The 13,713-nt window shown below is 49.0% G+C and carries 15 protein-coding genes and 1 tRNA gene; 8 read left to right on the forward strand and 8 right to left on the reverse strand.

The window, feature by feature from the left end; genetic code table 11:
- Window positions 1-2 precede the first annotated feature (2 nt).
- The 6 genes from F457_RS14325 to F457_RS0106725 form a co-directional block, all read right to left on the reverse strand.
- Window positions 3-398 (reverse strand): tyrosine-type recombinase/integrase, encoded by a 396-nt coding sequence (locus F457_RS14325; RefSeq protein ID WP_306345033.1) that lies wholly within the window; start codon window positions 396-398, stop codon window positions 3-5.
- Between the two features lie 27 nt (window positions 399-425).
- The gene (locus F457_RS14330) at window positions 426-617 is read right to left on the reverse strand and encodes an Arm DNA-binding domain-containing protein (protein WP_306345032.1); all 192 of its coding nucleotides are present in this window, start codon (window positions 615-617) and stop codon (window positions 426-428) included.
- A gap of 122 nt (window positions 618-739) precedes the next feature.
- Window positions 740-830, reverse strand: a tRNA-Ser gene (locus F457_RS0106710).
- A gap of 27 nt (window positions 831-857) precedes the next feature.
- Entirely contained in the window at window positions 858-1,511 is a 654-nt protein-coding gene (locus tag F457_RS0106715; RefSeq protein WP_018980371.1) for a phosphoribosylanthranilate isomerase, read from the reverse strand.
- Window positions 1,508-2,221 carry an orotidine-5'-phosphate decarboxylase gene (gene pyrF / locus F457_RS0106720; protein WP_018980372.1) on the reverse strand — a complete coding sequence of 238 codons (714 nt, stop codon included), beginning with the start codon at window positions 2,219-2,221 and terminating at the stop codon, window positions 1,508-1,510. The genes F457_RS0106715 and pyrF overlap by 4 nt, the downstream gene beginning before the upstream one ends.
- A gap of 8 nt (window positions 2,222-2,229) precedes the next feature.
- A complete protein-coding gene (locus tag F457_RS0106725) occupies window positions 2,230-2,562 on the reverse strand; it encodes a LapA family protein (protein WP_018980373.1) in 333 nt (110 codons plus the stop codon).
- Between the two features lie 274 nt (window positions 2,563-2,836).
- Here F457_RS0106725 and F457_RS12435 point away from each other — a divergent pair, with 274 nt between their 5' ends.
- The 5 genes from F457_RS12435 to F457_RS0106755 are packed head-to-tail and all read left to right on the forward strand — an operon-like array spanning window position 2,837 to window position 9,682.
- Window positions 2,837-3,340, forward strand: coding sequence for a protein-export chaperone SecB (locus tag F457_RS12435; protein ID WP_018980374.1), 504 nt, complete (start codon window positions 2,837-2,839; stop codon window positions 3,338-3,340).
- A 12-nt stretch (window positions 3,341-3,352) separates the two neighbouring features.
- Window positions 3,353-6,529 (forward strand): glycosyltransferase, encoded by a 3,177-nt coding sequence (locus F457_RS0106740; RefSeq protein WP_169584114.1) that lies wholly within the window; start codon window positions 3,353-3,355, stop codon window positions 6,527-6,529.
- A gap of 23 nt (window positions 6,530-6,552) precedes the next feature.
- On the forward strand, window positions 6,553-7,971 hold the full coding sequence (locus F457_RS0106745; RefSeq protein ID WP_018980377.1) for a M20/M25/M40 family metallo-hydrolase: 1,419 nt from the start codon (window positions 6,553-6,555) through the stop codon (window positions 7,969-7,971).
- 10 nt (window positions 7,972-7,981) lie between these two features.
- Window positions 7,982-8,974, forward strand: a complete 993-nt coding sequence (pdxA, locus tag F457_RS0106750; RefSeq protein WP_018980378.1) for a 4-hydroxythreonine-4-phosphate dehydrogenase PdxA — start codon at window positions 7,982-7,984, stop codon at window positions 8,972-8,974.
- Between the two features lie 9 nt (window positions 8,975-8,983).
- A complete protein-coding gene (locus F457_RS0106755) occupies window positions 8,984-9,682 on the forward strand; it encodes a pyridoxine 5'-phosphate synthase (RefSeq protein ID WP_018980379.1) in 699 nt (232 codons plus the stop codon).
- A 47-nt stretch (window positions 9,683-9,729) separates the two neighbouring features.
- On the opposite strand, the gene F457_RS0106760 is transcribed toward F457_RS0106755, so the two are convergent.
- Window positions 9,730-10,338: a hypothetical protein gene (locus F457_RS0106760; protein WP_018980380.1), complete on the reverse strand. Its 609-nt coding sequence runs from the start codon at window positions 10,336-10,338 to the stop codon at window positions 9,730-9,732.
- Window positions 10,339-10,522: 184 nt separating this feature from the next.
- On the opposite strand from F457_RS0106760, the gene F457_RS0106765 reads away from it, so the two are divergent.
- From F457_RS0106765 to F457_RS0106775, 3 genes are read left to right on the forward strand one after another with little or no spacing between them, the layout of a single operon-like run.
- Window positions 10,523-10,747: a DUF3126 family protein gene (locus F457_RS0106765; protein WP_018980381.1), complete on the forward strand. Its 225-nt coding sequence runs from the start codon at window positions 10,523-10,525 to the stop codon at window positions 10,745-10,747.
- A 14-nt stretch (window positions 10,748-10,761) separates the two neighbouring features.
- Window positions 10,762-11,520 (forward strand): HesA/MoeB/ThiF family protein, encoded by a 759-nt coding sequence (locus tag F457_RS0106770; protein ID WP_018980382.1) that lies wholly within the window; start codon window positions 10,762-10,764, stop codon window positions 11,518-11,520.
- A 6-nt stretch (window positions 11,521-11,526) separates the two neighbouring features.
- Window positions 11,527-11,913: a DsrE/DsrF/DrsH-like family protein gene (locus tag F457_RS0106775; protein ID WP_018980383.1), complete on the forward strand. Its 387-nt coding sequence runs from the start codon at window positions 11,527-11,529 to the stop codon at window positions 11,911-11,913.
- Between the two features lie 2 nt (window positions 11,914-11,915).
- On the opposite strand, the gene F457_RS0106780 is transcribed toward F457_RS0106775, so the two are convergent.
- On the reverse strand, window positions 11,916-13,682 hold the full coding sequence (locus tag F457_RS0106780) for an aminopeptidase P family protein (protein ID WP_018980384.1): 1,767 nt from the start codon (window positions 13,680-13,682) through the stop codon (window positions 11,916-11,918).
- Window positions 13,683-13,713 lie beyond the last annotated feature (31 nt).

Here is a 13,713-nt window from a genome sequence, read left to right on the forward strand (position 1 = left end):
TGTTATGGCCGGCTGCTTCCCTTTTGTACGGGCGAAAGAAGCGATTTTAATTGCGGGGCCGGATTTGATGTGGCTAGACCATTCGCAATACCATAATCAAAAATAGCACTGATACGTTGACGAACACGGTGGGCTGTTTCATTCGCGCTTGTTTTTTCAATAGTGCGCAAAACCTCAAGAAGCATTGGAGGGGTTATGGAATTGAGGGGGATAGCTCCAAGGCTCGGCCATACATGGCGCTCTAAGCTTCCGCGCACATCTGCACAGTGCTTTTTCACCCAACGAGACTTGTTGTGCTCAAGCCATTCTTCACTCACACGACGGAAATGATCGTCTGTCTTATAAGCCTTCGCTCGCCTTTGTTTACGGGTTAGAGAGGGGGCTCGTCCTTCTCGCAACTCTGCACGTGCATCATCACGTGCCTGTCATGCTGAGGATAGGGTAACTTCTGGATATTTCCCGAACGACAAAAGACGTTCCTTGCCACCGAAGCGATATTTCATACGCCACAGGCGAGAACCGTTAGGCTGGACATAAAGAAATAGACCTTGGGAATCGCTTAGTTTATAAGGTTTTTCAGCACCTTTTGCTTTCCGCGCTGCAACGTCTGTTAGCATGATACCCCCTTTTTCCGTGGCTTCAACTGCACGTATGTGGATATATTGGGACTGTTTTATGGATAATAATGGCGGTTAACTGCCATTAAACCAACATATGGGGACGTATTGTGAGGAATGCATGGCGGAGAGAGTGGGATTCGAACCCACGGTACGCTATTAACGTACACACGCTTTCCAAGCGTGCGCCTTAAGCCGCTCGGCCATCTCTCCAGCGAGCGTGTGTGGACAATACCAGCATTATTTTAAAGTGCAACCCCGATTATGGGCAATTTCAATAAATTTTTCTAAAAGTAGGGCTGATTTTTGGCCGGGAGCACTTTCTACACCTGAGGAGACATCCACAGCGGGAGCATTGCTTGTGGCAATCGCTTCGCGGACATTGTCTGGTGTTAGGCCTCCAGCGAGTAACCATGGAAGAGGAGAGCGCCATTCTTGGGTGAGTGCCCAGTCGAAGCGTTTGCCAAGGCCTCCGGGACGGGTATCGTTCTTATCTGCTGGGGCTTCTATGATGAATCCATCAGGGAGATTGTCTGACGAGGTAGGCAAGTCGCTTTTATGCCGAATGCCGTGAGCCTGCCACACAGGAAGATTGAAGTGTTTCCTGAAAGAAAGGGCCTCTTCAACGGATGTGTAAAGTTGTAAAATATCAAGGGGGACAACGTTGAGTATGTGAGCGATTTCATCAAACGTTGGACGCACAAAGAGGCCAACACGCAATGGCCCACCCTCAGAAGGTGACGGGACGGATTCATGTAAACACTGAGCGTGCTGAGCCGAAAGTGAGCGAGGGGACGGAGGATAAAAAACAAACCCGACCCATTTTACGCCGAGCTGAGCGCAGAGCTGGATATCCTCCGTTCGTGTTATCCCGCAGATTTTTACATCACTCATCGTGCATTAAGCTCGTCTTGGATGTTTTGAGCTGCGAGCGCAGGATTTTCAGCACGTGTGATAGGGCGCCCGACGACAATCCAATCAGCTCCAGCTTCGGCAGCTTGGCGAGGGGTCATGATGCGCTTCTGGTCATCTGCTTGACTGCCAGCAGGACGAATGCCTGGAACAACAAGTTCGGGAGTGTCTCCAAGAGCGTCGCGTAATGCAACAATTTCATGTGCTGAGCAGACAAGCCCATCTGCGCCAGCCTGCATGGCGAGACGGCCAAGTCTTACAACTTGCTGAAGGGGGGTTGCGTTAACACCAATTTCAGCAAGGGTTTGGGTGTTCATGCTCGTCAAGACGGTTACAGCAAGTAGTTTAGGCCGCTCTAGGTCGTTAGGGAAAGCTTCCTCTAAAACCTCGCGAGAGCGTTGGATCATTTCTGTTCCGCCACTTGCATGGATAGTGGTCAGAAGTGGCTTAATAGGGGTTAATGCTTTAAGGCCTGAAGCAACAGTGTTGGGAATATCATGAAGCTTCAGGTCAAGAAATAGTTTTTGGTGCTGGCTTATATCACTCACAGCCTTCAGACCACATGAGTAAGTGAATTCTAACCCAAGCTTCACGGCATCAACGGCTCCTTCCAGAGAAGAAGCCCATTGTTGAGCAGTTGCGAGGTTTAGTGTGTCTAATGCAGCAATAAGGCGGGTGCGACGGTGGGCCATTATGAGCGTCAGTTCCGAGGTGGCTGAGAAGAAGTCTCAGAGGGTGTTGAGGATGGTTCTGTTTGAAGTTGCGTAATGCGCTTATGCAGTTCGACGGCTTCTTTTTCAAGAGAGCGAATCTGTCCTTCTGCGCGGCGTGCGCGGTGGCGTTGACGCAGCTCTCCAATCCATCCAAGGAAAAAGCCCATTAAGAGGGAAAGGATTGTCACAGCAAGGATAAACTTGCCAGTGATGACGTGCCAGTCAAATGAGACGAACCAAACGGTCATTGGATCAAGATTGCTGACAGAGAGTAAAACAAAGGGAGCAAGAAAAAGAACACCAATAAGAAGTCTTATCATGGATTAACTCCTAATCCTGTTAAAGAGAGCGATAATGAGGAATATATATTAAGACTTTGTTAGAAGCTTGCAAAGGAATCTCATGGCATACGGCAGGTTATGATAGCATTTTTATGTTAACAATAAGAGGTTTTTGATGAATTTTACTATTATATTGCACGAAATGCTCCGAAAGGCTTGACGTTGCTCGTTCTTTCTTTTGTGATTACACGTGGCAGGATTAGATGTAAGGTTTAACTGCCACTTTTTTCTACATTGGGACAGTGACTGCGAAATGACGAAAAATCCGCAAAGCTCAGATTCTAAGGCTGCAACAGCATTGAAGCTCGATTTGGGCTCGCAATATCTTTGCCATGCAACCATTGATGTGCCGAATACCCCAGAGGTGTTACGCACGTTGAAGGCGCCGCCTCACTTGCATCTTGTTGTTGATAAAAGCATGCGCGAAGCTTCTGATGTTGAGGGGGCTTATGAGCTACGTCTTGTCGTGCGTGCTTTTGGCTATCCTCATGCTCCTAAGGAAGGTGAGAAACTTCAGCCACTTTATCAGGCTGCGGTTGTTTATGCAGGTTTGTTTGGCGTTGTGGGGAAGGCCTCTTCAGAAGCGCGTGAGAAATTTATCGCGCAAGAGGCTGCGGGGTATCTTTTCCCTACAGCTCGGAATATCCTGCTTGATCTCGTTCGTGAAAGTGGTTTCTCCGTGAACAACCCTCAACCGATTGATTTCCGCACATTTTGGGAGAAAAATGAAGAAGCGGGAAAGGCTGAGAAGAAATAAGGTAACAAAGACGTGTCAGAGACGGTAGTGAACAAATTTTCGTCTGCTCAAATTGCGGAGCAAGCCTCCGCACCAGTTAGATGGAAGTTGTTTGATGCCGCTTGGTATCGTCGACGCTATCGGGTTGTACTGTCTGATCAGGAATGTTCTGCTGATGATCAAACATTGTACAGCCTATGGCGACAGGAGAGCGTTAAAAATAGACGCTCTCCTAACAGATTTTTTGATGAAAAATGGTATTTGCGCCATAATGGCGATGTTCTAAAAAGTATCCAAAACAAAGGCATTTTTGAAACCGGTTTTCAGCATTATGTGGATATTGGAAGTAGAAGTTGTTCTTCTCATTGGCTATTTGATATAGGTACATATTTAAAGAAAAATTCACATGTTAGTTTGAGGTTTATTTATAAATCAGGTTTTGTGAATGGGTATGATTATTTTTTAAAAGTTGGTGATTTAGAGCGACAAAATCCGCATCGTTTTTTTCAGCAAGAGCTATTTATTCATGAATGCTTAAAAGATGGTGTAGATTTTGACTGTGAGAAAGGAGGGTTTGATCAATATCTCGCTCTTGAACACCCGAAGATGGGAAGAGTTCGAACATCATGGTATTTTGATCCAAAATGGTACTTGGAGCGTTACTCTGATGTGGAGACAATGATTGAAGAAGGACAATTTGAAACACCTCTTCATCATTATTTGGCGAGTGATAATATTGATAGCTTTGACCCTAATCCATTTTTTAGTGAAGACTATTATCGTGAGCGCTATCCAGACGTGCGAGAGGCGATTGAGAAGGGTGTTTTTCGCAACGGTTATGCGCATTTTATGGCTTCAGGAGTGCATGAGCATAGGCAGCCGCATGAGCATGTGGACCTTGAGGGGTTTGCTCAATCTTGCGACGTTAAGCGCTTATGTGCGTTAGAAAAAGTTGATGATATTTTTGCATTATGGGTAAAAAAGCAGGAAGGAGAAGTGTCGCAGATCCCTGAGGATGCTGCGTTAGCGACTTATCAAAAGCTTGCTATTGGTCGTGTGGGGACGGCATTGCCGTCTATTTTTCGCTCTCCATTATCGTTCAATTATGATGCAGATTCCTTGCTCAGTGTCATTGTTCTTTCAGAGGGGGACTATGTCTCTGTTGCGGCGTCGTTGTTGGCTTTACATCAACAAAATGACGTCTCTTACGATGTCACCCTTGTCAGTAATGGTAATACTGAGGAAAAGAAACGAGTATCTCAATTCGCTCGTGGCGTTCGACTGCTTTACTCTGATACGCTGATGTCCGAAGCAGAGCAGTTTAAACGAGGGCTTGAACATGCACAAAGCCCCTATGTTGTCGTTATGCGGGCGGGTATGCAGCCGACTGCGGGAGCCTTAAACGCCATTAAACAGGCCATGTTCTATCGGCATATTAAAGGCGGCTCAGGCCCGATCATGCAGGCGGATGGACGTCTATGTGAAGCAGGTTCTCGTTTATGGCGTGATGGAAGCATGACCCTCAAAGGGAGTGGCCGTGCCGTAACGGAAGCTGATCTCAGCTATGAAGCTCCTTTGGAGGTGGTGCAGGCTGGCTTCTTTTTTGGTTTGCGGTCGGCTTTTTTAAAAGCGTTACCTTCTATTGAGGCGTGTGGTCTCGAGGCGGGATTTGCTCCTTTAGCCTTATCATTGCGAGCACAAGGGCTTGGGGTTACTTACCTGTCAGATGTTCTTGTCCGGAATTTAAGTGCGAGAACTCCTTCAGTGGAGAATAGGGAGCAGCAGGCGCAAAAAATGCGCCGTTCTTTTGCTTCTGTATTGATGCATCATCCACTTCCTCATGGAGGGGCGTGGCGTGAAAAGGCGACAGCTTTACATGTGGTGATGGTCTTTCCTCACCTGCCGCGTAAATGTGAAGGAGGTGGGTCACGTCGGATTTTTCACCAAATAGACGCATTCCTACAAAATAATTGGTTCGTTACCATTGTGGGATTAGAAAACGGAGAAGAAGACCATCTAACAGTTCCTCTTGATTATCCGCCCACAGTTGAGTGTTTGTTTGGAGGTGATGCCGTTGCACAACTCTTGACGCAACGTCGAGGTGCCATTCAACTTTTATGGCTTAATGGAACACAGACACTAACCAAACTAGCCCCCATGCTTCGTCAGGATCCGAGGATGGTAGAGAATGTTATTTTGGATACCGTAACGCAAGAAGGTGGTGGGTTGCATGCCATGGAAGCGCACTTACGGCGTCTAGTGGGAGCAAATGACGATCAGGAGCGTTTAAAGAGGGAAGCTTCTGATGAGCTTTCCAATGCTTGGATGTGTCAATACATCATCGCAGGGGATGCAGCAGAAGAACGTCTTATGCGACGTCTTGGTTTTGAGAATGTCTGGTTACTTCCCCCAGTTGGTATGTCGTTGAAACGAGGTGTTCAACAAAAAGGGTTTCATGAGCGAAGCGGGCTCCTCTTTCCACTCTGCATCATGCGGTCAGGTGATGCTGTGCATGATGGCTTTGATTGGTTTTGCTTGCGTATTGCGTCTTATTTAAAGCGGCATCTTGCTGAAGATGTGCCGTTATGGATTGGCGGTTATCATCACCCTTCTGTCGATCTAAGTTTTTACGAACGTTTTGTTGCTCTAGAAGGACTCGCTCAACCTGTTCCAGATCATGTGCTGATGGAGCATTGTCGCGTGTTGGTTGCGCCTACGCGTGTGTTGGCTACGCAATCAAGCGAAATTGTCGAAGGAGCCGCTTATGGTATCCCTTCCGTCATGGGGAGTTCGCAGCTCGAGGCACTTCATTGGGAAGACCGGCGAGATGGTCTTAATGGTGGCTTTAATGACCCGCAGCGTTTTGCGCAGGCTATTCTTGATGTGTATCAAGACGAGAGTTTGTGGCTTTCGGTGCAAAAAAATGCGTATCAAAGGGTATCGTCTGAAAATCAACCTACCGATTTCCGAAAATCTTTTGCCGATTTGTTAGCGTGCGTTTTAGGTAAACGGCCAGAGGAAAAAACGGTTTCCCCTTTTTCGGGAACAGCAGAGACACGACGTTTCTCTCCAGCTCCTTTAAGATTACGACCCGAGCCCATATCTGAAGGAGAGGAACATCCCGTTAGCAACCAGGAGGCAGAGGAGAGTGAGGATGGAGAACCAGACGCTCCTTTGCAGACCCGTCTTGGCGTTGAGCTCAGTCAATAACATAACGAGAAAGCTATAAGATTATGAGTTTTGAAAAAAATATGACCTCTGTTCTGGATCATATTGATGGGAGAATGGAGCAGGCGCAGGAACATTTGTTTGAGCTTTTGCGTATTCCAAGTATTTCGACACAACCTCAGCATGCTGAGGACTGCCGTCAAGCTGCTCAGTGGCTGTGTGACGATTTGAAAAGCTTGAATATGCGCGCAGATATTCAGGAGGTAAGCTGGGCTAAACCGGGTAATCCTATGGTTGTGGGGCATAGCGAGAAACCAACAGGTTCTGTTCCTCATGTTCTTTTTTATGGCCATTATGATGTTCAACCGACTGATCCCGATGAACTCTGGAAGACCCCTCCTTTTGAACCTCGTATTGTAAAGGATGAAACGGGGCGTTCTGTCATTGTTGCGCGAGGAGCGAGTGACGATAAAGGCCAAGTCATGACATTCCTTGAGGCTTGCCGTGCTTGGAAAGACGTGCATGGCTCCTTGCCTGTTCAAGTGAGTGTCTTGCTGGAAGGGGAAGAAGAGTCAGGGGGTGAAAACCTCTTACCGTTCCTCAAAGCACATGCGGATGAGCTAAAAGCTGATGTTGCCTTAGTGTGTGATACGGCTATGCCTGATCGTGTCACCCCTGCTGTAACAACGTCTCTCCGTGGGACGGTGGCTGAAGAGGTTGAAATCGTGGCTGCATCGCAGGATCTGCATTCTGGGATGTATGGCAATGCGGCGGCTAATCCGATCGCACTGTTATGTCAGGCGCTGTCAGGTCTGCGTGATGATGAGGGTCGCGTGACATTGCCGGGGTTCTATGATGGTGTCACCGTACCGGATGACGCAACAAGAGAGCAATGGAAGCGTCTCTTCCCCAATGATGCAACCTTACTAGCGGGGACGGGGCTTTCAATCGCTGCGGGGGAAAAGGGGTTTAGCGCGGTTGAACAAACTTGGTGCCGCCCAAGCTGTGAAATCAATGGTATTTCTGGAGGGTATGAAGGAGAGGGCTTTAAGACTGTCCTTCCAGCGACAGCAAAAGCTAAGGTGTCGTTCCGTTTGGTTCCTGGGCAAAACCCAGACCACGTTCGTGAACAGTTCCGTGCTTATATGAAGCGCTCTGTCCCTGCTGATGTGCAGGTACGTTTTACGTCTTACGGAGGCTCTTCGGGGTTTGCCGTTTCACGACAAAGTGCTTTCCTACCGGCAACACTCAAAGCGTTGAGTGAGGAATGGAAGACAGAGGCTGTAACGATTGGGTGTGGTGGCTCTATCCCGGTGGCGGAGGAGGTGCGTCAGGCCTTAGGGATGGATGCGCTCATGGTCGGGTTTGCGCAAGCTGATGACCGAATTCATTCGCCTAATGAGCAATATGGCCTTGATTCTTTCCGTCATGGTATTCGCTCTTGGGTGCGTATTTTAGCAGAGCTCTCCACACTATCGGTCTAAGGAGGTCATGATGCTGCGACCATTAGCATTGACGATGGGGGACCCTGCCGGTATTGGCCCTGAGCTGACGGTCAAAGCGTGGAGGGAGCTGAAGGATAAAGAGACGCCGTTCTTTTGGATCGGTGATGCTACACTTATCGAAAAGGCCGTTCCGGTTAAGCGGATCAGTCATCCAGAAGAGGCATTGTCCTGTTTTGGAGAAGCCGTGCCGGTTCTTCACGCCCCTTGCGCTGTCCCCGTGACGCCCGGCCAGCCGGACATACGTAATGCAGGTGCGACGATTGCCAGTATAGAGCAAGCGGTGCGGAGTGTTCTGGCAGGGTATGCGAGTGCCGTGGTAACGAACCCGATTGCGAAGCATATTTTAGCGAAAGCAGGCTTTCCTCACCCAGGACATACAGAGTTTTTGGCTGCCTTATGTGATGTTACGGGCAAAGAGGTCATGATGCTGGCATGCCCACAGCTCAAGGTTGTGTTGAGCAGCATTCATATGCCGTTGCGCCGCGCTATTGAGACGTTAAGCACAGATCGGATTGTAGAGGTCGCACTTCTGACTGTTCATGCCTTAAAGCGTGATTTTGGTCTTGAGTGTCCCCGTCTTGCCGTAGCGGGGTTAAACCCTCACGCAGGTGAAGATGGCATGATGGGAACGGAAGAAAAAACCATTATTGCTCCTGCTGTTGAGCAGCTTCGTGCTGCTGGGGTGACGGTGAACGGGCCGATGCCACCCGATACGATGTTTAGCGCAGCGGCACGGCCTCATTATGATGCGGCAATTTGTTTATATCATGATCAAGGTCTTATTCCGCTCAAAACCTTGGATATGGCAGGTGGCGTCAATGTAACATTGGGTTTGCCTATTATTCGAACGTCTCCTGATCATGGGACGGCTTTTGATATTGCGTGTTCGGTAGAGCAGGGGCATGCTGATGCATCAAGCTTGGTTGCTGCTTTGTTGTTAGCGGCAGAGATGGCGCACCAACGCTTTGGAGTGAAAACATAGGAGGAAAGCATGATTCGTCTCGGGTTGAATGTCGATCATGTCGCGACTCTACGTAATGCTCGTGGAGAAGCTTATCCTGATCCAGTCGATGCGGCGCGTATTGCTTTGGACCATGGAGCTGATGGGATTACAGCGCATTTACGCGAAGATCGGCGCCATATACGTGATGCTGATATTGAACGTTTGCGTAAGCTGCCTGCACCACTTAACTTTGAAATGGCGGCGACGGATGAGATGGTTGATATCGCCTGTCGTGTGAAGCCTCATGCATGTTGTCTAGTGCCAGAACGACGGCAAGAAGTGACAACTGAAGGTGGCCTAGCGGTTGTTGCTCAGGAGATGGATCTTCAAGCGAAAGTGGCACGACTTTTGGATGCCGGTATTCGCGTATCGCTTTTTATTGATCCAGAACCGGCTGCGATTGAGGCAGCCCAGCGCTTGGGGGCGCCTGTCGTAGAGCTTCATACAGGCGCCTATGCGTTGGGGGGAAGCGAAGAGCTTACACGTTTACAAAAGGCGGCTGAATGTGTGGCTCAATGTGGTATTGAGCTCCATGCTGGGCATGGCCTTACGTACGACAATGTTGGCCCTATTACGCGTCTGCCGCATTTAGCAGAGCTTAATATTGGTCACTTCCTTATCAGTGAAGCGGTATTCTCCGGGATTGGGCCCGCAGTGCGCAGTATGAAAAATCTGCTCTCTCGTTAGGTGGTACATCCCCTCTTTAAGGGTCAAGACTAAAGAGGGGCGTGTCCTTATTTTGTTGAAGGCGCAGGGCGTATCAGCGGTTTAGTTGGGTCGCCGTCAAAATTAGGAACATATTTACCCGATTGATCAGAATATGTCGCTGTGGTCGATTGAGGCGGCGTTGGTGCTGAGTGGAAAGCTGAGATTGGGCCAAATGGGAAGATGCCAGGGGCGCGGTGCATGGTAGATTCTCGTTGCCGCGAACAACCGCGTGTGATCATAGAACAAACACCATCCACGCCAATATACCCGTCATCGTCCCCTGCATAATGGACTTCTGACACGCGGTCATGATCCATGCGAACGAACATTTTGCAAGAAGACCCAGCCCCCCCAAAGAAAGATTGGTAGATTTTGATAGCAGACCCAACGGGAAAGAAGCCATTATCCTGCATAGCCGGAAAAGAACGGCTAATACTGTACTGCCAGACCTGTGTTGTGTCATTAAGCTTGCTCGTAGAAGAGGGAGCACCTGCGCAGGACTGAAGGTCAAAGCTGGACATGCCAGCCATCTCATATTGTGCTCGGTGGGCTTCACGTGCGTCCCAATAGCCACAGCCGCTAAGGAATGCTGGAAGGGCAAGCACAAGGCTATGCTTCAGGATTCGGGTGTTCATTCTATCTCCCAAGAGAAGGTAATTATACAGTATACATTTGAGTGATACGTTACAACGGCGTGTAAATGCGGCAGAACCTATATCATAATGACCTCTTTCTGTGGAGAGACTTTCAGTCTTGTAGGGGATGGGCTATCAGGGGGCGTCCATTTTACGATGATCATGTTTAAGGAGCGTTTACGCTATGGCTGATATTTCTGCCGCCGAAATTCCTCGTCTTCAACAAAGCTTGCGCCGCTTGCTGGGTTCCCCTCAACTGACTGTTGAGCCACCTGCCCGTAAAGGTTTAACGGTAGAAATTGCTGTTGCAGGAGAAGTTATCGGTACGGTGTGCCGTGATGAAGATGAAGGGGAAGTCTCCTACGCTGTTAACCTAACTGTGTTAGAAGAAGACTTGCCTCCTGCATAAAGGCTGTACTGCTTATGCAGTTTTCTGAAGAAGAGCTGGAGCGATACTCGCGGCATATTCTAGTGCCGGATATAGGAGCCAGCGGCCAAGATAGATTACGGCAAGCGAAAGTTCTTGTCGTTGGAGCAGGTGGCTTAGGGGCTCCATTGCTTCAGCAGCTTGTGTCTTCTGGAATAGGCCATGTCGGGGTCATAGACCCTGACATTATTGAATTAAGCAACTTACAGCGACAGGCCCTATACGTAACAGCTGATATTGGTCGTAGAAAAGTTGATGTCGCTCTTGAGCGGCTCACACAGCTTAATCCAGCCGTTACCCTGTCTTCTTGGCCTTGCAAAGCAACTCCCTCGCTTTTAGAGCGCCTCGTGCCAGATTATGATTATGTATGTGATGCGACGGATAATAGCGCCGCACGTTTAGCGGTGTCTGATGCTTGCGTAAAAGGGAAGCGGACGCTTGTTTTTGGAGCTGTCCAAGGACTTGTCGGGCAGTATGTGGTCTTTCGTCCTCATAACGGTGGACCCTGTTACCGTTGTCTTTATCCGCATTTAGAAGCAGATATCTCTGCTGGATGTTCACAACTGGGTGTTATAGGGCCTGCAACGACCATCATTGCAGGGTTCATGGCGCTTTCTGTGTTAAAAGAATGCCTCGGCCTTGAAGAAACGGCCCCAGAGGTCAGTAAACTGTTTCTGTGGGACGGACTGACAGGGAAACAGCGTGTTCTTCCCATTAAGCGGTCTGACGATTGTCTTCAGCATCAAGACGATTAGGGAAAGATGAGCGTTCTTATGTATGACGTTGGTATTACATTAAGCGATTGCTCATGGGAGCGACACCATCACGCATTTACGTTGGCATGTAGCTTTTTGACCCTTAACCGCTCAGTCTTAATCTTTGCTGGGGGGCGTTCAGTATTAACGCTTTCAGAAAAAATGGAAGGTTTGGAGGGGGCGCTGTCAGACGGTCTTTTGAAGGCTCGTCATATTCCGTCGTTGCGTGAGTTACGTGATGCGATCATCAGTTTAGGGGGCGCATTTATGGCTTGTGAAACGGGGATGAAGATGGCTGGGTTATCGTCAGATGATTTAATGGAAGGTATCCGCGTTCGAGGGATGGTGAGCTTCTTAACAGAAATTGGCTCCCATCCCATCATGACGCTTTAGAATTAGAGTGGAGCGCAGGCGTTCTTCACCCAAGGATGGAGGTCTTCTTCCAAACGAGTAAGAAGATGTGCCTCAACTTTTTTATGATACTGGTTAAGCCATTGGCGCTCTGTCTCACTGAGCAGGGAGCAGTCGATTAAGGTGCGGTCAATCGGCGTATAGGTGAGCACCTCAAATTCAAGGAAGGGACCGCGAGGACTTTTTAGCTCACTCTCTTTAACAAGCATGAGGTTTTCGATACGGATTCCATAATCACCCTGTTTGTAATAGCCTGGCTCATTGGACAAAATCATACCCGCTTGCAAATCGGTTGGACGGGGGTATGAGGAAATAGATTGCGGCCCTTCATGAACAGACAAATAACTGCCGATCCCGTGACCAGTTCCATGGTCAAAATCAAGCCCCGCATTCCATAAGGACGCACGTGCTAAACTATCCAGACGATGGCCGGGTGTTTGGTTTGGGAAGCGTTGGGAGGAAAGTGTAATATTACCCTTTAAAACGCGCGTGAAGGCCTCTTTAAGTTCTGCTGGCGGTGTTTGAGGGCCAATCCAGAGCGTTCGCGTAATGTCAGTAGTTCCAAAAGGATATTGTGCGCCACTGTCGACGAGATAGACTGTATTCTCTTCTAAAACGCGATCCTGCCCAGGGATGGCGCGGTAATGAGGGTAAGCCCCATTAGGGCCGGCAGCAGAAATCGTTTCAAAGCTTGGCCCGCGATAATCGTCTGAACGAGCGCGGAAAGCTTCGAGCGTGTCCGCCAGTTCTGTTTCATGCTTACCAACGCCATTGTTTTCAATCCAATGAAGGAAACGTGCAAGCGCTAAGCTATCAAGCTCATGTGCGCGGCGATTTCCTTCTTGTTCTGTTGGGTTTTTAATGGCTTTCGGAAGGCTGCATAAATCTGGCGCGCTTTTAATGTGCGCACCGATTTTATCAAGCGTCATCCGAAACCAAACGGGTGTAGAGGTTGGGTCTATACGGACAACAGCTTCTGCAAGAGCTGTCAAACGCTCTTTAAGCTGGTTGGGAGAATAGAGAACAATGCCATCCTCAAATGGTGCTTTAAGACGCGCTTCATCTACGAAAAGTTCGGCATGTCCGTCATCATAGAGCAAGCCGTAACCATGAGCGATAGGGGTCATGGCGATGTCAGACCCACGTAAATTCAACAGCCATGCAAGGGATGTGCAGTCAGCAATCACCATCGCTTTTTGATGCTGTTTACGGAGCTCCTCTGCCAGTCGTGTGCGTTTATCAACGCTCTTTTCCCCAGCGTAGCTCAACGGATGAGGCTCAATTGGCGCGGCAGGAGAAGCAGGTTGGTCTGTCCAGGCAGCATCAACGGGATTAGACGTGACAGGCACGAGAGTGACGTTCTCAGCCTGCCAAGAGGATAACTCCTGTTCGCTTGTTAGATGAGGGTCATAGCCAATACGCAGTCCGTGAGCATGCTGGGCAAGCCAGGCGTGTGGTGGCTCGTGTAGAATATGTTGGCGATCCCACAAGGCATGATCAACTTGCTCATCCATTTGCACGGTATAACGTCCATCAGAGAAGACGCAGGCTTTCTCGCGGAGTACGATGGCAAGCCCCGCACTTCCCGTAAAGCCACTAACCCATGCTAAGCGCTCCGAATGAGGAGCGACATATTCCCCAAGATACTGATCGCCGCGTGTAATGATGATACCATCGATAGAGAGGCGATCAAAATGGTCACGCACGCGCGCTGGGCGTGAGGCTAAAGGAATGGATGATAAGCCGGTCATAAACGTTTTTGATCCTGTACCGTAATGGGAA

Origin of the sequence: Saccharibacter floricola DSM 15669 (assembly GCF_000378165.1) — a bacterium.
Lineage (GTDB): Bacteria > Pseudomonadota > Alphaproteobacteria > Acetobacterales > Acetobacteraceae > Saccharibacter > Saccharibacter floricola.